Source organism: Kiloniella litopenaei (assembly GCF_000982415.1).
Classification (GTDB): Bacteria; Pseudomonadota; Alphaproteobacteria; order Kiloniellales; family Kiloniellaceae; genus Kiloniella; species Kiloniella litopenaei.
Window position 1 is genome coordinate 192,460 of record NZ_LANI01000003.1, and the last position, 19,253, is coordinate 211,712.

Sequence of the window (19,253 nt, forward strand, 5' to 3'; positions counted from 1 at the left end):
ATTAACTGACCCTAATATTCGGGAGCGCAAAATGAAAATTCTCGTCGTTGGATCTGGTGGCCGTGAACACGCCCTGTGCTGGTCTATAGCCAAATCCCCCTTGTGCGAAAAGCTCTATTGTGCCCCGGGAAATGCTGGAATTTCCGACGTGGCAGAATGCCTGCCGATCAAGGCAGAGGATCTGGATGGCTTGGTTGCCTTTGTAGAGCAGAATGACATCGGGTTTGTGGTCGTCGGCCCCGAAGCTCAACTTGTGGACGGTTTGGTGGATCGGATGAACGCCATCAATATTCCCGCTTTTGGTCCATCAGCCGCTGCTGCCGAACTGGAAGGCTCAAAAGGCTTCATGAAAGATATCTGTGCAAAGTACAATGTACCAACGGCCAGCTATCAACGCTTTACGGATCTTGCCGCAGCAAAAAAATATCTCGACGAACAGGGCGCACCAATTGTGATCAAGACCGATGGCCTTGCTGCTGGTAAGGGCGTTACCGTTGCCATGACATTGGAAGAAGCTCACACCGCGGTTGAAGAAGCTCTTTCAGGTCGCGCATTTGGTGCAGCAGGGGCGGAAGTTGTTATCGAAGAGTTCATGCAAGGGGAAGAGGTCAGCTTTTTTGTTTTGACCGATGGCGAAAACTACCTTCCCCTGGCATCTGCACAGGACCACAAATGTGTTGGCGAAGGCGACACAGGCCCGAATACAGGCGGCATGGGCGTTTACTCCCCCGCGACAATCCTGACGCCAGAGCTTGAGCAACAGGTTCTCGAACAGTGCATAAAACCTACTATTGAAGGCATGAAATCCGAAGGTCACGTATACAAGGGCGTTCTCTTTGCCGGTCTTATGCTGACAGAAACCGGACCACGGTTGATTGAGTATAATGTTCGTTTCGGCGACCCGGAATGTCAGGCCCTTTGCCTGCGCCTGAAGTCAGATATCCTTCCTGCTCTGCTGGCTTCGGCACAGGGTGGTCTGGAAGATATCAAACTTGAATGGCATGACGAAACCGCTCTACTGGTTGTCATGGCAGCAAAAGGCTATCCGGCATCCTATGAAAAAAACACAGTCATCAAGGGCGTTGAGAACGCAGGTTCCGACCCTGCGGTCACGGTATTCCACGCTGGCACAGCCAGAGGGAATGACGGCAGTCTGCAAGCTGTCGGGGGACGCGTTCTGGGGGTAACTGCTTTGGGATCAGATATCAAAGAAGCACAGAAAAAAGCCTATCAGGCCGTGGATAAAATCTCATGGGATCAAGGCTTTTGTCGTCGCGATATCGGTTGGCGAGAGCTGGCACGAAATAGCTAATTCGCGATTTAGCGGCGGCTTTGGAAGAAAGCCCTGAGGATCTCTGCACACTCTTGTTCACGAATGCCACCGTACACCTCAGGCACGTGATGACAGGTAGCATGCTCGTAAACTCTGGGACCATGATCTACGCCCCCGCCTTTGGGATCATAGGCTCCATAGTAAACCCGCTGAATGCGGGCAAAAGAAATTGCCGTTGCACACATGGGACATGGCTCTAGCGTAACGTAGAGATCACAGTTTTCCAGCCGGGCACTGTTTTGTTGTTCACCCACAGCCCGTATCGCCAGAACTTCAGCGTGCGCCGTCGGATCATGGTCCCGCTCCACACGGTTATGTGCCTGGGCAAAAACCTGCCCACTCTCACGATCAACAATCACTGCCCCAACAGGGACTTCCCCTGCTGCTGCCGCTTTTTTTGCTTCTTCCAAAGCAAGCGTCATGGCTTCGCCCGGTTTTTTACAAATATGTTCTTCCTGTTTCGCTTTCATAACCACGGACTTTCATTCGAAATCATGAATTGGTCAAGCAGAAGTACCCGAGATATCCCTAAAGCCAGAGTTCCCCCTAAAGCCTGCAATATCCAAAATCAGCCCCAAGATCATCGTTGCATAGGACCTTTGTTTTATTCACAGTGGACAGAAGACAAAGTCGAGCATACATTCCGGCCATGACAAACTCAAAAATGACAAAACCAAATCGCCAGAAACCGGGCGCTAACGCCAAAGGAAGTTCCTTCAAGGGAAAGGGTGTCAATCGCCCGTACAAGGGAAAACCTTCTGGCAGAAACACACAGCAAGAAAGCAAACCTGCTGTTGAGACAATCGAACTTTCTGACAAGAAGGAACGGATTGCGAAGGTAATCGCGCGCGCGGGGCTTTGTTCCAGACGTGATGCGGAACGCTGGATTGCAGAAGGCCGTGTTAAGCTGGACGGCAAAGTGCTGGAGACACCGGCCATTGTTGTCGGGCCGGACAATGTCATTGAAGTCAACGGAGAACCTCTTCCCCAACCAGAGCGCCCGCGCCTGTGGAAATACCACAAGCCAAAGGGACAGATTACAGCTGCACGCGACCCAGAAGGCCGGGCCACTGTTTTTGACAATCTGCCCAAGGACCTTCCTCGCCTCCAACCCGTTGGACGTTTGGATTATAACTCTGAAGGCTTGCTGCTCTTTACTAATGATGGTGGTCTAAAGCGCAAAATGGAGCTTCCGGCCACGGGATGGACCCGTCGCTATCGAGTCAGGGTTCATGGTCAGGTCGACGAGCGACATATCAAAACCCTTGCCGAGGGCATAACAATTGATGGCGTTCACTACGCCCCGATTGAAGCCAGCATTTCACATCAGGCCAAAACCAACGCCTGGATGCTAATGTCGTTGAAAGAGGGCAAGAACCGTGAAATCCGCCGTGTCTGTGAGCACCTCGGTCTGATCGTCAACAGGCTGATCAGAATTTCCTATGGCCCTTTCCAGCTCGGGGAAATTGAGCCGGGCGATATTGTTGAACTCCCCGCGAAACTTATCCGGGATCAATTCGGGCTTGAGAATAAAGCTAAAAATCCGGAAAAACAGAAAGATCCGAACGGCAAGCAAAACCGATCAGGTAAAAAACCACAAGGCAGAACAGGCGGAAAACCATCAGGCAGATCTGCAAATAAAAAAACAGGACCTACTCGTGGGAAGTCCGCCTCAAGCTCACGTAACAAGCGTCCTTAAAGTGGTGTTGTTAGTATGAGGATTGTCGGGGGAAAACACAGAGGACGATCTTTAACCTGTCCAACAGGGAAAACCGCGCGCCCGACGCTTGATCGAACACGCGAATCACTTTTTAACATCCTTCTACAAGGCGATGTGAGTAAAGGTCTGTTGCCACAGGGAACAAAATCACTCCTCATTGGCCAACATATACTGGATGTCTTTGCCGGGACAGGCGCTTTGGGCCTTGAAGCCCTTTCACGGGGTGCCCAAAAGGTAACCTTCATAGAGAAAGCCCCGGACAGCCTCGCAGCCCTCCGGGACAATATCAAAAACCTGAAAGAACAACAGAGCACCCAGATTATTCAAGGCGATGCTTTAACACCACCAAAAGCGAGGCCAAAAACAGGGGACGCCTGCTCTCTTGTTCTTATGGACGCCCCCTACAATCAGGATCTGACCGAACCTGCAATCACTGCACTCGACAAAGCCGGATGGATCACAAAAACGGCCCTGATCGTTGCGGAATGCGATGCCAAAGAAAACATCACCGCTCCACCAGATTTTGAAGAAGTCGACAACCGGAAATACGGCAAAGCCAGAATTTTCTTTTTCTTGCGGACCTGATTGAACGAGTCCCAATTTATTTCATCTGAGCTTTCAGGCTTTTTGCAGCCATTGCGTAACCGCCGTCGGCGCCATCGATAAAGTGAATATGTTGTGAATGGTGTAAATCAAGCAGCAGGCATGTCATCAATGCTTCGTTAGAAACATGTGTGCCATAGGCAATTTTACCATTGGCCTGTTCTCGTTCCAGATAGATATGAAGCTCTTGAATGACCTCTAAATCACAGTCTAAGACCATCCGCACCATATCATCAAATTTTCTGAAATCAGAATTATTGCGAAGTTCTGTGAGGTAGGTTTCCGGTTGGTAGGGGCCTGACTTTAAATTTATGAAATTGGCAACTCGCAAATAAATCTTTTCAAAGAGTGTCTTCAAAGTAGGCCAGATATGAGTCCCTCGCCCCTTACTGGCAGCAAACTTTTCCAAGAAGAAGTTCTCAAAAAGCCCTCTGAGTTTCATATGCTGAATTTTCACAGGATTTATATCTGAATTTTTCTTGTTCAGAATGTGTTCTATATTATCAACAATACGGGGGTATTCATGATCATGAACCGCATGCACCAACAAGGTAATGATCTGGCCATTAATAGATTTCAATGGTTGCCAGTGACAGGAAAGCCCCTCGAGGTTAGGTAACCGTGTCACTGTATGAAGTTTGCAAAATTTTCCGCTTTGATCCGCCTTGATAATGGAATCGGCCAGGGCCAATCCACCGCCATTGAACAATGCCAGACTATTACCGGGTGATAGCTCTAACCGTGCAACTTGAATGTTTTTGCCACACGCTTTGATGTGTGAAACAGGTACACACCCGACCCTAAGCTCCAAATCATAAAAATCTTGGCCAAAGCTTTTTACAGCAAGCAATTCGTCCACCAAGGTATCAAGGTCATTTGATGAACAAAGCAAAGAGGCACCGTCACCACCAAAAACAAAAGGAACTGTAGCACCACCAACCGTATTAAAGACCGCCGTAATGCACGCAGCCCCCAGCATATTAATATCCTTATAGCGCCCGGCTTCTATAGCTTTGGTAGAGCTTACAACATCTGTGACGATTACCCACCACTCATCGGGCGCTTCATGATAGTACTCATCACTAAAGGCATGGAAGAATCGGGTAGCAGGTTTCAGGCTTAAAAAGTCAAAACTCAAGATATTCTCCCGATGTGTTGTGCTCCTGAAAAGCCTTTTGGTATTTCCCAGTAATCACCGCTCAAATGGTTCGCCCCGACAAGAGCACGATTTATAGATAGGGACGATTATCTTCTGGAAAAGAGTTTTTCGATATCAGCTAACTTTAATTCGATATAGGTCGGACGCCCATGGTTGCATTGACCGGAATGCGGTGTCACTTCCATCTGTCTTAGAAGAGCGTTCATCTCATCCCCGTTAAGGCGCCGTCCGGACCGAACAGATCCATGACATGCCATCGTCCCCAAAACCCGTTCAATCTGTTCCTTCAGGGCAAGTGTCTCCCCCAACTCAGCAAGTTCATCGGCAAGATCAGTTACAAGCTCCGCCGCGTTTGCACGTTCACCAAGGATCGCGGGGACTTCGCGAACGACCACAGCGCCAGCCCCAAACCCTTCAAGTACGAGCCCCAGTTCTGACAACTCATCGGCCCGTTTAACCAATCGATGCGCCGCATCTTCGTCCAACTCAACGACTTCGGGCAACAGCAGCATCTGGGTCTTTACCCCCTGTTCCGCCATCTGTGCCTTCATTTTTTCGAGAACCAGTCTTTCATGGGCCGCGTGTTGGTCGACAACGACAATCCCATCAGCAGTCTGGGTGATAATGTAGTTCTCGTGGAATTGCGCCCGCGCTGCCCCCAGAGGATGGGATGCATGGTCGAAGTTCTCCACATCTGTGGGATAGTTTTGGGGAACGGCAGCTCCACCATCCCATTCTATCCCGTCTTCCGACAGTCCAGAGGGAAAATTCTCTTGTCTCGCCTGCGGAATAAAATCTTCTGCACCCGGTAAGGTAGATTGAGTAGATTCAGTTTGCCCACGGGCTAAAGGTGCGTGGTAATCCATAACAGCGTCAGACAAACGTCCAGAAGGATAATTACCTGAAGGATAGTTTACCGAAGGTTTCGATTGCCACGTATAGTCTGTGCTGGGGCGTGGAGATGTATATCCGCCGCCCTGCTCACTTCTGGCCCGCGCTGCTTCCAGCATTCCCAGAGCAGCATTTCCAACCGATGTTGAGGCCCGATGCCCCGCCTCGGCAAGTGCATGTTTACAGGCACCGACTATTAAACCGCGCACCAAGGCCGCATCCCGAAACCGGACTTCTGTTTTGGCCGGATGCACGTTCACATCAACCATTTCAGGCGGTAGTTCCAAAAACAAGGCTAAAAGCGGATGACGGTCACGCGCCAGAAAGTCCTGATAGGCCCCTCTCACCGCACCTTGTAACAAACGATCTTTCACCGGACGCCCGTTCACAAAAAGGTATTGGTGCTGTGCATTGCCACGATTGAGGGTTGGGAGTCCAATATAGCCAGACAGCTTCAAATACTCGCGCTCAGCTTCAATGGGCAGTGCGTTTTCTTCAAATTCACGCGCCATGACGGATGAAAGGCGCTTTAATCTGACTTCGAACAAATCGCCACTATTGGCAGGCAAACGAAGAATGGTTCTTTTCTCATCAGAGAGCGAGAACCCCACTTCCGGGTTAGCCATCGCCAAACGTTTCATGACATCTTCGGCATGACTGACTTCTGTACGCGCAGCTTTCAAGAACTTCAAGCGAGCCGGTGTTGCAAAAAACAAATCCCTGATCTCAACCCGTGTCCCGGCATTACATGCTGCAGGCTGTGGATCGGTAACCACGCCACCTTCGACTTTAATTGTCCAGGCATCTTCGGCACCTGCTTCACGGCTTGTTATCTGCAGGCGTGCCACCGCGCCAATTGACGGCAGAGCCTCGCCCCGAAACCCAAGCGTTTCAATATGAACAAGGTCATCACTGGGAAGTTTTGACGTCGCATGGCGCTCGATACAAATACCAAGCCCTTCACGGCTCATGCCACAGCCATCATCCGTAACCGAGATATAGCTACGCCCACCATCACGCATCACGACGTCGATATTACGTGACCCAGCATCCAGTGCATTTTCAACCAGTTCTTTAATCGCCGCGGCCGGACGTTCGATAACTTCACCGGCAGCGATCTGATTAACAAGGGTATTGGGCAGGCGACGAATAAGCACTGGAGAAGCTCCTATCAAAGATCTTTCAGCATACGACGGGCAAGAACTTTCCCTTGTTCGACAGCAGGTTGATCATAAGGGTTCACCCCTAAAAGATCGGCTGTGATAACCGTTTCCAACATAAAGTGCATCGTCAAAGCACCCAAGGTTTCTTCATCGATTTTATCCAACAGGAATTTTCTCACCGGGCGACCATTTTTTGCCAGTGTTTGCGTGGTTGCTTCGGCAGAAACCGTAAGTAAGTCACCGAGCGTACGTCCCCGAAGATAACTCAGCGAATCTTCGCCTTTTGGCAAAACAGAATCAACGGGTAATCCCAATCCTTTGGCATCATGATAGATCATGGTGAACATCTTGTCCTGAGGACCATCCAGATACAGCTGTAATTGACTATGCTGATCCACAGTTCCCAAGGCCCGAATAGGTGTTGTGCCCTTGCCTTCTTTGCCCAGGCTTTCTGCCCATAGCTGATTATACCAAAGGCCCAGATCAGCAAGCCTGTCTTCATAAGGCATAATAACGGTTTGTCGAATACCACGCTGCCGCTGTAAGCCCGTCGCAACAGCAGCCCCGACAGCTGCGGGTATATCTGCCATCTCTGCACCGGAAAAAGCTTGGTCGACAACCTTTCTGGCACCATTTCTTAAAGCAGCCGCATCCAATCCGGCAATCATCGCGGGAAGTAACCCGACCAAAGTAAGGATACAAAAACGTCCGCCAATTAACGGATTTTGATCAAGGCATTCGAGCCCAAGATCCCTGGCAAGCTTTCTCAATGGATTTGGGCGAGGTTCGGTAATAACAGTTACTCGTTCTGATAACTTATCCGTACCATAGGCTTTTTGAAACACAGGTAACAGAGCCATAAATTGAGAAACGGTTTCCGCGGTCGACCCTGACTTGGAAACAACAATCAAGCCTGTGCGTGAAATATCAAGGTGCTTTAAGAGAACATCAAAACTATGCGGATCAATGTTATCAATAAAATGAAGATGAGGCCCCCCGTTAATCGGACCAAAAGCACTGGTCGCAAGCCCATAAAGTGTTCGCCCGCCAAGGGAAGAACCACCTGTTCCCAAGACAATGACATCATCACAGTTTTCACGATAAGAAGAAACGAGCGTTTGACAGGCGACAAGATCATCTCGTTCGCCCGGGATCATCAAAAACGGCAATCGCCCATTGTCTTTATCATCTTTAAGGCGCGCAAGGCTGGACCTACAACCTTCTAGCTGCTCTTCAAATATTTGCTGTTCCAAACCACCTTCGCCAAGTGTTCTGGCAAGGCAAAACTCTGCATCGTGCGTGTAGGACATAGTCTCTTTTATCTATCAAAGAATATACGGGTAGTATTACCGATTTGTAGCTGTTGGCGAAAGCTTTCATCCCAGAAAACAATCGCAATTGCCTTTTATATGTGAAAAAGACTGTTATGGATTGCTCGACAAAGGTGTCTCTGCCTCAACACCAACAGGCCGTCCGGCGATAACCACAGTTATTTCATCTGGTTTAAAGAGCTCCTTGGCAACGCGCTTGGCATCCTCCAGGCTAACAGCCTCCAGATACTCATTACGCTGATCAAGATAATCAATTCCCAGATCATTTAACTGCATCGCCAAAAGAATATTTGCAACCCGCCCGGTGCTGGTAAAACTAAGAGGAAAAGACCCCGTCAAATAGGTTTTAGCGTCTTTCAGTTCCTGTGCGCTGGGTCCTTCTTCTGCCATCAAAGACCATTGTTCTTTCATAATTCGAACTGTTTCCGCAACCCGCTCATTTTGGGTCGCGACAGAAGCCATAAGTAACGGCGCCTGATCCAATAAAGACAAATAACTACCCACGGAATAGGTCAAACCTCTTTTTTCCCGAACCTCCTGATACAACCGCGAGGAAAAGCTTCCTCCCCCAAAAATATGGTTTACGATAAAGGCCGCATAATAATCTGGATCATCTCGGGAAATTCCTTTCTGGGCCATTAAAATTTCGCTTTGGGGGATATCCTCGTCCAAGATGATCGTGCCCCCTTTTATCGCAGGTGACGCACCGGGTATCCGAAACGGTTTTGATTTTTTACTTAAACCAGAAAAAGCTTGGTCCAACAGCGCCCCCAGTTCGGCGCGATCTATATCCCCCACAACAGCAACTGTCAGATTGTTTTGAGCAATATTCTCTGCCAAGTATCCCTTTAGGTCAGACGTCGTGATTTTTTTCAAACTCTCTGGTGTACCGTCATTCGCACGCCCATAGACATGATTAGGATAATAGAGGTTCCGCAAGGTAGTCTGAGCTTTATAGCCGGGATCATCCTGTCGCTGTTTGAGTACCAGTGAAATCTGTGTTCTGATTCTTTCAATTGGCTCTTGATCAAACCTTGGCTCGGTCAGAGACAGGTTAAGCAATTCAAATGCTGCCTCTTTGTTTTTTTTCAGTGTGACAAGCTCACCACTGAAAAATTCGCGCCCGGCATCAAACCCCAAGGAAATCGATAAATCATTCAATCTGGCCTGAAAAGCCTGTGAATCATAATCACCTGCCCCTTCATCAATTGTCGCCGCAACAAGATTGGCCAGACCTTCTTTGCCGACAGGGTCAACAGATGATCCTCCGGCGAAAGCAAACTTCATGGAAATAATCGGGTTAGTTCGATCTTCGATAAGCCAGGCCTTTATGCCACCAGGGCTTGTGACTTGAATAATGTCAACGGCAAATGCCACAGATAAATTAGAGAGGTTCAGGAGAATGGTCAGGGTGACCGCTAATCCAAGTTTTAGAAAAGACCTCATTATTCCACTCTCTTCGCTGGCAACAACACACCCGTAACCGACTGATTATCAATGAATACTTTTTCCATCAGATTATTAATTTGTTCCGACGTCACAGCCCCGATCCGCTCTGGCCAGGCCTCTACGTCTTCAACGCTTCCCCCTGTTGTAATGGCGCGCCCGATTACATTAGGGGCCGCAGCAAGGGAATCGCGGGCAAAAACCGCCGCATCAACCATGCGGGCAATGGCTCTGTCCACTTCGTCTTGACTTACACCCCGTTTTATCAAATCAGAGATTTCTTGGCGTAAATGCTTTTCGGCTTCATCAATTTCCACCCCTGGCCGAGGAGAGATATAAAGTGCGAAAGTGCTCTGATCATAAGCATTCGGGCTGTAGGATGTTCCAACCGAGGCTGCCAATTTTTCTTCGATGACTAACTTCTTATACAGTTTGCTTGTCGCCCCCGAGCCAATAATCTCATCCAGGACTTGCAGTGCATAAGGATCATTGTTCCCCGCGGTCCGATAACTAGGGGCGAGGTAGCGTATTGTAACAGATGGGTTCGTAACCAAATGGCTTTCTTTTATGACCCGCCTCGCTGCATTTTGGGGCGGTTCCGCAATTCTTATTCGCTCGGGAATTTCTTTGGATGGGATAACACCATAATACTTTTCAGCCAGTGGCTTGATTTCATCAACAGTAACATCACCCGAAATGACAAGAACTGCGTTATTGGGGGCGTACCATTTTCTATAAAACGCAAGAGCTGTTTCTGTATTCAAAGCTTCTATTTCATGGTCCCAGCCGATAATCGGGATGCGGTAGGGATGATTAAGAAACTGGCTGGCGCGCATAACTTCGCCCAATTGCGCACCGGGGCTATTGCCTACACGGCTTCGCCTTTCTTCACGAACCACTTCTCGCTCGGGTAAAACTTTCTCATCATCAAGAATAAGTCCCGTCATTCTATCAGCTTCCAGTTCCATCACCATTTCAAGGCGGTCTTTAGCGACTGTTTGGTGATAGGCAGTGTAATCCCAAGAAGTAAAAGCATTTTCTTGCCCACCATTCTTTGCGATCAGGGCCGAAAATTCACCTGACTTGAAACGCTTGGTCCCCTTGAACATGAGATGTTCCAAAAAATGAGCATTTCCTGATTCACCGACATCTTCATCAGCGGCCCCCACTTTGTACCACAGCATCTGCGTGACAATTGGTGCTCTATGGTTGGAAATGACAACAACTTCCAATCCGTTATCAAGGGTAAAGCTTTCCGGGTTAAAAACGGCACTTTGAGCCGATGAAAGCGGCAGTAATAAACTGCAACCAATGACGTATAAAGAAAGGACAGATTTAAATTTGGAAAACATTTTTAAACAATCTTGGTCTTTAAAAAAATAGTTTAGGGCACAATCGCAACAACCAAAGCCCCTGCGATCAATCCGAATTCTTCATGTATCAATAATCTGGCAAAACTAGGGCAAAACAAAAAAGCTCCGACAAAATCGGAGCTTTTCAAAAGTCTGAAAGAGCGAATCTTTAGAAAAGATTATCAAACACACCTTCCAGAGGTGCCTCACGCTCGATCACAATAACTTCGGTTTCGCCTTTGCCACGTGTACCAAGGGCTGCATTTTCCTGAATACGCTTAGCCTCTTTTACAGGGTCAACCAAGCTGTTCGGATTTGGCTGATCTTTCCAGAAAATAAGTGCATCAACAACCTGTTCACTTTCAGAATTAAGTTGACGTGTTTCCCGGTCAATAAGAAGGCGGATATCATCAGGTGCTTCATTTGCCCCTGCGGACTGCAAAAGTGCCATTTCGCCATCACTGCGACCAGCTTGATCCAATGAAGAGCTTTTTTCCGGTCCCGCTGTGCCGTCCAAATTAAAGACAGCACGCTTTGCTTGCCCTTGTGCAGACCCTTCCTGAGGTCGCAAAGCGCCGGGGCGAGGTGGTGCAAGATTGTAATCCGGTGGAAGGCTAAGAGGTGCTCTGGCCACGACTTTAAATTCGTCAGGAGCACGCTTTCCTAAACCAATCTGTTCTTTCAAGTCATCACTACATCCTGTGATGGCCAAGGCGAGAACAATTAACCCAAAAAATTTGATATTCTTCATGCTTTCAGTCCGCATCCTTTTTCAAGGTCCTTACTTATTACCCTTAGATGGCGTCGAGAACAAGCCATCATAGAGTAAAACCAGCACCCCGATAAAAATAAAGCTGTCGGCGAGATTAAACGCAGGCCATGGATTAAAGATCCGCCACGGTAGAAAAGAGATGCTGAAACTCAGAAAATCGACCACACCGATGTGAATAAAGCGATCAATGACATTTCCAATAGCACCACCACTGATCAGCCCTACCGAGACAGCAATGAGCTTGCCAGGCTCTTTGTAAAGCCAGACAAACAACGCCACAACAATAGCAATAGCAACCCCCGCCAAAATGAAAGGCCGCCATTCGGAATCGCTTCCGAACAGACCAAAGCTAACCCCGGTGTTATAAGCTAACACAAGATCGAAAAAGCTTGTGACCTCTATGACTTGCGGAGGATTCATTACTTCCAGTAGTACAAACCACTTACTCGCCTGATCAATTCCAGCAATCAACAGTGCAAGTATCAAAGCACGGATTATCATCAAACTACCTTAGTTTATGAAGCCGCAGAGCTTATGAAGCCCGGGACAAAACATTTGCACAACGACTACAGGTCCCCTCTGCGTTTGGATGGCTTCCAACATCGGGAAGAACTTTCCAACAACGTTCGCACTTGTTACCTTCCGCACTATCCACCACAACGCCGACACCATCGACATCGTTTAGGCGATAAGCCTCTTGTGGAGCATCTGCCTCAACCAGTTCGATCTGTGATGTAATACAGATATCAGCCATATCAAGATCACCAATGGCTGAAAGCAATTCCGGACGATTGATATAAACTGCCGGACGTGCCTGAAGGCTGGACCCGATTTTTTTCTCGGCTCTTAGAACTTCGATCGCCCCGGTAACAACACGGCGCACTTCGCGAACATTATCCCAACGCTCGGCAAGGGTATCATTCTTCCAGTCAGCAGGAACTACAGGGAAGGTACGCAGGTGTACAGATTCTGCTTCGTCTGTTTTACCACGAGCCAACCATGCTTCTTCTGTCGTAAAGCACAAGATTGGTGCCAACCATGCCGTCAGTGCATCAAAAAGAGTATCAATCACGGTACGGCAAGCACGGCGTTCCAGCGTATCCACGCCGTCGCAATAGAGAGTATCCTTGCGAATGTCGAGATAGAAAGCCGACAGGTCCAGCGCACAGAAATTATGCAGCGCCTGGAACATCGCATGATAGTCATAATCGGCACATGACTGTCGAACAATCGCGTCCAACTCGGTCAGGCGATGCAGAACCCATTTTTCCAGTGCGGGCATTTGCTCGACAGGTAAACGCTCGGCATCGTTAAATCCATCAAGACTTCCCAACAAGAAACGAAGCGTGTTCCTCAGACGACGATAGGAATCTGCCTGATACTTCAGAATTTCATCACCGACACGCAGATCTTGTGAGTAATCAGACGCTACCACCCAAAGACGTAGGATATCTGCACCGTATTTGGCATTGATTTCAGCAGGTGCCGTAATGTTCCCCAAAGACTTGGACATCTTCCGGCCTTTGTTATCCAAAACAAAGCCATGTGTTAAGACAGCATCATAGGGCGCACGACCACGCGTACCGGCAGATTCCAGCAAAGACGTGTGGAACCAGCCACGGTGTTGATCCGACCCTTCAAGATAGAGATCCGCAGGCCATTTCAGTTCGGGACGCGCTTCCAGAACAAAGCTGTGGGTTGATCCGGAATCAAACCAAACCTCGATGACATCCTGGATTTGCTCGTAATCATCCGGATTATATTCGTTACCAAGAAAACGTGCTGGCGGACTGTTAAACCATGCATCACCGCCTTCTTGTTCAAAGGCATCAACAATGCGATCCAGAACCTTCTGATCACGGAGGGGCTCGCCGGTTTTCTTTTCCATAAAGATTGGCAACGGCACACCCCAGACACGCTGACGGGAAACACACCAGTCCGGACGGCCTTCGACCATCTTGTAAAGGCGGGTTGATCCTTTTTCAGGAATAAACCGCGTATCATCAATAGCTTTAAGTGCTTTATCTCTTAAATCATTGGTTTCCATAGAGATAAACCACTGAGGCGTCGCACGGAACACCAATGGAGCTTTGGAACGCCAGGAATGCGGATAGCTATGACGCATTGATCCCTTGGCCAACAAAGAACCAGATTCAATCAAGGCCTTGATCACACGACCATTGGCATCACCAGCTTTACCCTCTTGCGTATAGACACAGGACCCGGCAAAAAATGGAACGTGATCATAATAGACACCAGCCTCGTCAATCATCATCGGCACTTCGAGCCCGTGTTGACGACCAAGCTCGTTATCATCTGCACCATGGCTTGGTGCGATATGAACAAATCCAGTACCAGCGTCATTGGTAACAAAATCTGCGTTCAGCAACGGTACTTCGTAATCATAACCGCCATCAGCACCTTCAAGCCCATTAAGCGGATGTTTGATCTTAACATTTGAAAGATCCGAAACGGTACCGACTTCGGTCCAGGCTTCGATCTTGGCGTCAATTTTGACCTGTTCGGCAAGCTCGCGGTTTAGAACCAGACGCTCCCCAACCTTGGCGATGCTGTTTTCACCAAGCTCAGTAACTTCGTAAACCACATACTCAAACTCTGCACCACAAGCCACTGCCCGGTTTGCAGGAATTGTCCATGGCGTGGTTGTCCAGATGATGATCGATGCGCCGTCCAGCAATTTGTCATTACTGCTGGCAATCGGGAAGCGTACCCAAATGGTTGGCGATTTCAGTTCGTGGTATTCAACCTCGGCATCAGCCAAGGCAGTCTTTTCAACGACTGACCACAAAACAGCCTTGGTCCCCATATAGAGGCCCTTGTTCATCAAGAACTTGCCCATTTCCTTCACAATCAGAGCTTCTGATTGATAGTTCATGGTTTTGTAGGGCTGTTCCCAATCAGCTTCGATACCCAGGCGTTTGAACTCTTCGATCTGGATATTGATCCACTTGTCAGCAAACTCACGGCATTCCTTGCGGAATTCAACAACAGGAACTTCGTCTTTATCCTGACCGCGTTCGCGGTAGCCTTCTTCCACTTTCCATTCAATCGGCAGTCCGTGGCAATCCCAACCCGGTACATAGTGTGCGTCTTTGCCCAACATCTGTTGAGAACGGTTAATCACATCCTTGAGAACTTTATTGAGGGCGTGCCCCATATGAAGATGACCGTTTGCATAAGGCGGACCATCGTGCAGCGTAAACTTTTCACGTCCTTTGCTTTGAGCACGCAGTTTTTCAAACAGCCCAATATCGGCCCAGTGCTGCAAAATTTCCGGCTCTTTTTTGGGCAAGCCAGCGCGCATAGGGAAATCAGTCTTGGGTAGAAAAACAGTATCTTTATAGTCCGTGCTCATGGAGCCATTCTTTCGTATTTAACAATTATGCCGTTTTAACAACTATGTTTATTGCTGACCTGTTGTCGAAACAACAGGGTCAATTGGATGATCAGGTAATTCCAGTAATAGCTTGCGTGCTTGTTCACTGTCATTTTTGATCTGTTCAGTCAGGGCTGTGAGGCCATCAAATTTCTTTTCAGGGCGCAGATATTCCACGATTTGCACCCGAAGGTCCATATCATAAATATCTTCGTCAAAATCAAAGATAAAAACCTCTAGGTTTACTGCTTCGCCATCCACCGTCGGACGTACGCCAATATTCGCTACACCATTGTACCAATGGGTTAATCCAAAGCCCTCAACACCAGCCTTGGCAACACGCACCGCATACACGCCCAAACTGGGGACAAGATAGTTTTTCATGGATAGATTCGCGGTCGGAAAACCAATTGTTCTTCCGCGCTTAAATCCATGCATTACCGTGCCATCAATTTCCCAATAGCGGCCAAGAATTCTTGCCGCATCACCTGGCCTTCCGGCCTTCAAGTATTCGCGAATGCGTGATGAAGACAAAACAACATCGTTTTTATCTTCGACCAAAGTGGCGGCTGTCACTCCGAAACCGTGTTCTTTCCCCATCTTTTCGAGCAGCGTCGCATTACCTTGGCGATCTTTACCAAAACAAAAATCACCCCCGATAACCAAATGTTGTGCACCAAGATCACGAACCAAGGTTTCAAGAACAAACGATTCAGCCGATTTCTTGGCAAAATCCAGTGTAAAGTCCTGAATATAGACATGATCAACGCCGACCTTTTTCAAGGCATGCGCTTTTGCGATCATTGGCGTCAATCGAAAGCAAGGTTGATCTGGCTTAAACAGTGATCGTGGATGGGGTTCAAAGGTCAAAACAGCCAAAGGGCGATTCAACTTTTCCGCAATGGCTCTTGCTTGGCCAATCACAGCCTGATGCCCCAAATGAACACCATCAAAATTGCCGATAGCAACAACGGCCCTTCGTGCATCATCCGGTAGATTGGTAAAGTTGTGAAAAACTGCCATTTATTAACCTAGGCTTCCAGCCTCTGAGCTCCAGAAAAATTCTATTATATCGACGACAGACGCTTATGACGGCTTCTCTCTATGAGCAACCACACCATAAATGCGTCCGAAAGGCCTATGAATACTAGGTCAAAGGCTGCTTGAAAACAGCCTTATGGCTTTTTTATCAAAAGATTTGGCAACAAGAGCCTTATTGATCGCGAGATGACACCATAACAGTTGCTTCGCCATCAAGGACATCTTTCCCCCTGACCTGACAAAGTGTCTCGAGAATTACGCGCTTTTTCGATACCATTACTTCCCGAACACGAACAATCGCCGTGACTGTATCACCGATACGAACAGGCCCCTTAAACCTGAGAGATTGGGAAAGATAAATACAACCCGGGCCAGGTAATCTGGTTCCCAAAACAGTCGACAAGTAAGATGCGGTTAGCATGCCATGAGCAATTCGCCCTTCAAACACACTCTTCTTTGCGGCTTCTTCATCAATATGTACGGGGTTCGTATCACCAGAAACACCCGCAAACAAAACGATATCAGCTTCGGTTACAGTCTTGGAGAATGATGCCTCCATTCCCTCGCTCAGATCTTCGATATAATACCCTTGCTGCCCGAACATGAGCTCTCCCCTTTGCCGCAGGTCTGCTTTAATTTTATTATTACTTAAATGACCTTGGGATTAGTATTATTCTTTCCCAAAAATCAATCTCTGGATAACTTCACAAAAAAAATACGCCATTTCGCACTTGCGAACAAGGTCTATTTTTGCAGCGCAGCATATGCTCTTTCCGACCTTTGGCATTCGTCAAAAAATGATCTAAGATGCATCTTGGTTTTACACAAAGGTTGATCCGGTGCTCTTATTAAAAAAAACATTTGCTGCTATTTCCATTCTGTTGGCGCTCTCGGCTTGCGGGGCGAGCAAACAGGCAAAGCCCATAACTGGTGGCCTACCCGCAATTTCACCGGAAAGTGCCCGGATATATTTTTACCGTTCTCAAGTACCCTTTCTTGCTGCAATAAAACCAGAATTCCTTGTAAACGGAAAATCCGTTGGTACAGCTAAAGTCAATCAGGTTCTATACCGCGACGCACAACCGGGTAACTATGAGATCAAGATATCATCAGATATCGAGAACCCGATTTTGATACTCTTAAAGCCGGGGAAAGCGCGTTACTTTAAAGCTTATGGAACAACATCGGTTATCCGCAGCTATCACGCGATCAAAGAAGTTGCAGAAGATGAAGCCTTGAAAGAAATTCAGGGGCAAAAACTGTTAGCCCCTGATCAAAATTAGTTTCTGTAGCCTGTAATTACATCACTCAAGATTACACTTATCTGTAAGCCTTAGTCCCCAAGCATTAAGCAATATCAGAATTGCTTGGCTTTGAGAATTTTTGGGCTTTGAGAATTTTTGGGTTGGGCGATACTCCCTCTGGTTCACCAACGGATCGATCTGCGGCTTAATCCATACTTCTTTCCAAGATGGCAGCAAAAAAGCCATCCGTATCATTTGTGGCTGGACTTAAACGAAGCATATCGCCCATGGTCTCAGGCATAGGAGACGGCATTTTTGTATCCCAAACATCTTTTACGGGGACCAGTTTGAAATCGGGGCGGGAACGAAGAAACCTCGCGATCTGGTCTTCATTTTCAACAGGTAACAAAGAGCAGGTAGCGTACACCAGACGTCCCCCGGGCTTCACCAAGCGGGCCGCGGATGTCAGAATACTTTCCTGTAGGGTTACCAGTTCTTCCAGATCGGTTTCATCCCTGCGCCATTTCGAATCAGGGGCGCGACGCCAGGATCCCGTGCCGCTACAAGGCGCATCAACGAGAACGCGATCAAATTTACCTTTGTTCTTTTTCACCCAGGGATCGCGTTCGCTCTCCAAAACCTTTCGCTCGGCATTAAAAACGCCAGCACGCTTCAGACGTTGCGCTGCACGGGCCAAACGTTTGTTATGGACATCAGCAGCAATCAGTTGCCCGCGATTATCCATCTCTGCGGCCAAAGCCAGCGTTTTGCCCCCGGCCCCGGCACAGAAATCAATTACACGCTGTCCAGGCTCTACGGCAACCATTGTTGCCAAAACCTGTGACCCGGCATCCTGAATTTCGAACTCCCCACGTTCATAGAATGGTAGATGTGCCTTCCGCCCAGCATCAGTGATTCGCAAACCATAGGGCAGCCAGTCAAGTTTCTCGACTTTGCATCCTGCTTTTTCCAGCCTTGGAATCAGATCATCACGGTTACCCTTGAAAGGATTAACGCGGATATCAAGCGGCGCAGGCTCTCGTAACGCATCAACTTCTTCGGCAAAGCGATCTCCAAAAACCTCTCGCAAGCCCTTCTCCGCCCAGGCTGGACACTCAAGAGTGACAGCCTCTGGCATGGTTTCATCCGCAAGGCGCTTTCCATCCATTGCGCTTAACGCGCGGGCTTCGGAATCGGTTAATCGCTTTAGATATCCGCCACCACCTTTGCAAAAATGCGTAATATCCTGAACATTCTTGCCATGGGTCAGGACAAGATCCGCGAGCAAAAGTTTGCGCACCTGTGGTGTTTGTCCATTGACTTCCAGCCACCATAACAAACGGCGGTAACGGCGGACGACCCCCCATACCATATCGCGGATACGGGTGTGATCACGCGGGGTCAACCGCCCCTTTATATTGGAAAAATGTGCTGCCAGTGCCCGATCGATGGGGCTATCAGAATTTGTCGCCTCTTCCAAAACAGCCAGAACATGAAACAACAACCGCCCCATGGGCAAATCAACACGTTCTGCGCCACGCGCCAATCTTGCACCACTTTTTACTGGCTCAACATCTGACCGTTTTGTGTAAAAATTTCTCTCGCCTGCCGGATTGCGTTCTTTTTCCCGATGATCACGCGCTCTACCCGGCTGCCGTTTCTTTTGAGGATCGGCCTCGCGTCGTTGCTCCGTCCCTTTTCCATGTTTCTGTGCAAGGAATCTTTCTTTACGCGCCTGTTGTTTTTCAGAACGCACCTTACCGTCAGCTGAATTTTTATCGCGAGGTTGATCAGACACAGT

16 protein-coding genes are annotated in these 19,253 nt (G+C 48.3%); 4 read left to right on the forward strand and 12 right to left on the reverse strand.

The window, feature by feature from the left end; translation table 11 throughout:
- Positions 1–31: 31 nt before the first annotated feature.
- Positions 32–1,312, forward strand: coding sequence for a phosphoribosylamine--glycine ligase (gene purD / locus WH95_RS05000; RefSeq protein WP_046503830.1), 1,281 nt, complete (start codon positions 32–34; stop codon positions 1,310–1,312).
- Between the two features lie 8 nt (positions 1,313–1,320).
- Here purD and WH95_RS05005 read toward each other — a convergent pair whose 3' ends face one another.
- A complete protein-coding gene (locus WH95_RS05005; protein ID WP_204247718.1) occupies positions 1,321–1,803 on the reverse strand; it encodes a nucleoside deaminase in 483 nt (160 codons plus the stop codon).
- Between the two features lie 194 nt (positions 1,804–1,997).
- Between WH95_RS05005 and WH95_RS05010 the strand changes: the two genes are divergently transcribed.
- Positions 1,998–3,032, forward strand: coding sequence for a pseudouridine synthase (locus WH95_RS05010; protein ID WP_046504569.1), 1,035 nt, complete (start codon positions 1,998–2,000; stop codon positions 3,030–3,032).
- Between the two features lie 15 nt (positions 3,033–3,047).
- On the forward strand, positions 3,048–3,638 hold the full coding sequence (gene rsmD, locus WH95_RS05015; RefSeq protein ID WP_046503832.1) for a 16S rRNA (guanine(966)-N(2))-methyltransferase RsmD: 591 nt from the start codon (positions 3,048–3,050) through the stop codon (positions 3,636–3,638).
- Between the two features lie 16 nt (positions 3,639–3,654).
- On the opposite strand, the gene WH95_RS05020 is transcribed toward rsmD, so the two are convergent.
- The 10 genes from WH95_RS05020 to WH95_RS05065 form a co-directional block, all read right to left on the reverse strand.
- The gene (locus WH95_RS05020) at positions 3,655–4,794 is read right to left on the reverse strand and encodes a DUF3095 family protein (RefSeq protein WP_046503835.1); all 1,140 of its coding nucleotides are present in this window, start codon (positions 4,792–4,794) and stop codon (positions 3,655–3,657) included.
- Positions 4,795–4,901: 107 nt separating this feature from the next.
- On the reverse strand, positions 4,902–6,863 hold the full coding sequence (gene mutL, locus WH95_RS05025) for a DNA mismatch repair endonuclease MutL (RefSeq protein ID WP_046503838.1): 1,962 nt from the start codon (positions 6,861–6,863) through the stop codon (positions 4,902–4,904).
- A 14-nt stretch (positions 6,864–6,877) separates the two neighbouring features.
- On the reverse strand, positions 6,878–8,179 hold the full coding sequence (locus WH95_RS05030) for a hypothetical protein (protein ID WP_046503841.1): 1,302 nt from the start codon (positions 8,177–8,179) through the stop codon (positions 6,878–6,880).
- Positions 8,180–8,293: 114 nt separating this feature from the next.
- Positions 8,294–9,646, reverse strand: coding sequence for a M16 family metallopeptidase (locus WH95_RS05035; RefSeq protein ID WP_046503844.1), 1,353 nt, complete (start codon positions 9,644–9,646; stop codon positions 8,294–8,296).
- Positions 9,646–10,998 (reverse strand): M16 family metallopeptidase, encoded by a 1,353-nt coding sequence (locus WH95_RS05040; protein ID WP_046503847.1) that lies wholly within the window; start codon positions 10,996–10,998, stop codon positions 9,646–9,648. Before WH95_RS05040 ends, WH95_RS05035 begins: the two co-directional genes overlap by 1 nt.
- A 169-nt stretch (positions 10,999–11,167) precedes the next feature.
- On the reverse strand, positions 11,168–11,749 hold the full coding sequence (locus WH95_RS05045) for a DUF3035 domain-containing protein (protein ID WP_046504572.1): 582 nt from the start codon (positions 11,747–11,749) through the stop codon (positions 11,168–11,170).
- Between the two features lie 30 nt (positions 11,750–11,779).
- The gene (gene lspA / locus WH95_RS05050) at positions 11,780–12,271 is read right to left on the reverse strand and encodes a signal peptidase II (RefSeq protein ID WP_046503851.1); all 492 of its coding nucleotides are present in this window, start codon (positions 12,269–12,271) and stop codon (positions 11,780–11,782) included.
- A gap of 31 nt (positions 12,272–12,302) precedes the next feature.
- Complete coding sequence (ileS, locus tag WH95_RS05055; RefSeq protein WP_046503855.1) at positions 12,303–15,146, reverse strand: isoleucine--tRNA ligase; 2,844 nt, start codon at positions 15,144–15,146, stop codon at positions 12,303–12,305.
- A 48-nt stretch (positions 15,147–15,194) separates the two neighbouring features.
- Positions 15,195–16,190, reverse strand: a complete 996-nt coding sequence (locus WH95_RS05060) for a bifunctional riboflavin kinase/FAD synthetase (RefSeq protein ID WP_046503858.1) — start codon at positions 16,188–16,190, stop codon at positions 15,195–15,197.
- 190 nt (positions 16,191–16,380) lie between these two features.
- Positions 16,381–16,812 (reverse strand): MaoC family dehydratase, encoded by a 432-nt coding sequence (locus WH95_RS05065; protein ID WP_046503861.1) that lies wholly within the window; start codon positions 16,810–16,812, stop codon positions 16,381–16,383.
- Positions 16,813–17,047: 235 nt separating this feature from the next.
- On the opposite strand from WH95_RS05065, the gene WH95_RS05070 reads away from it, so the two are divergent.
- Positions 17,048–17,491, forward strand: a complete 444-nt coding sequence (locus WH95_RS05070; RefSeq protein ID WP_046503864.1) for a DUF2846 domain-containing protein — start codon at positions 17,048–17,050, stop codon at positions 17,489–17,491.
- 166 nt (positions 17,492–17,657) lie between these two features.
- Here WH95_RS05070 and WH95_RS05075 read toward each other — a convergent pair whose 3' ends face one another.
- A complete protein-coding gene (locus WH95_RS05075; protein WP_052741816.1) occupies positions 17,658–19,250 on the reverse strand; it encodes an RsmB/NOP family class I SAM-dependent RNA methyltransferase in 1,593 nt (530 codons plus the stop codon).
- Between the last annotated feature and the right edge of the window lie 3 nt (positions 19,251–19,253).

Bases quoted from the DNA above. Each gene is read 5' to 3' on its own strand.
- purD (WP_046503830.1), top strand. From the start codon at position 32: ATGAAAATTCTCGTCGTTGGATCTGGTGGCCGTGAACACGCCCTGTGC.
- WH95_RS05005 (WP_204247718.1), bottom strand. From the start codon at position 1,803: ATGAAAGCGAAACAGGAAGAACATATTTGTAAAAAACCGGGCGAAGCC.
- WH95_RS05010 (WP_046504569.1), top strand. From the start codon at position 1,998: ATGACAAAACCAAATCGCCAGAAACCGGGCGCTAACGCCAAAGGAAGT.
- rsmD (WP_046503832.1), top strand. From the start codon at position 3,048: ATGAGGATTGTCGGGGGAAAACACAGAGGACGATCTTTAACCTGTCCA.
- WH95_RS05030 (WP_046503841.1), bottom strand. From the start codon at position 8,179: ATGTCCTACACGCACGATGCAGAGTTTTGCCTTGCCAGAACACTTGGC.
- WH95_RS05035 (WP_046503844.1), bottom strand. From the start codon at position 9,646: ATGAGGTCTTTTCTAAAACTTGGATTAGCGGTCACCCTGACCATTCTC.
- WH95_RS05040 (WP_046503847.1), bottom strand. From the start codon at position 10,998: ATGTTTTCCAAATTTAAATCTGTCCTTTCTTTATACGTCATTGGTTGC.
- WH95_RS05045 (WP_046504572.1), bottom strand. From the start codon at position 11,749: ATGAAGAATATCAAATTTTTTGGGTTAATTGTTCTCGCCTTGGCCATC.
- lspA (WP_046503851.1), bottom strand. From the start codon at position 12,271: ATGATAATCCGTGCTTTGATACTTGCACTGTTGATTGCTGGAATTGAT.
- ileS (WP_046503855.1), bottom strand. From the start codon at position 15,146: ATGAGCACGGACTATAAAGATACTGTTTTTCTACCCAAGACTGATTTC.
- WH95_RS05060 (WP_046503858.1), bottom strand. From the start codon at position 16,190: ATGGCAGTTTTTCACAACTTTACCAATCTACCGGATGATGCACGAAGG.
- WH95_RS05065 (WP_046503861.1), bottom strand. From the start codon at position 16,812: ATGTTCGGGCAGCAAGGGTATTATATCGAAGATCTGAGCGAGGGAATG.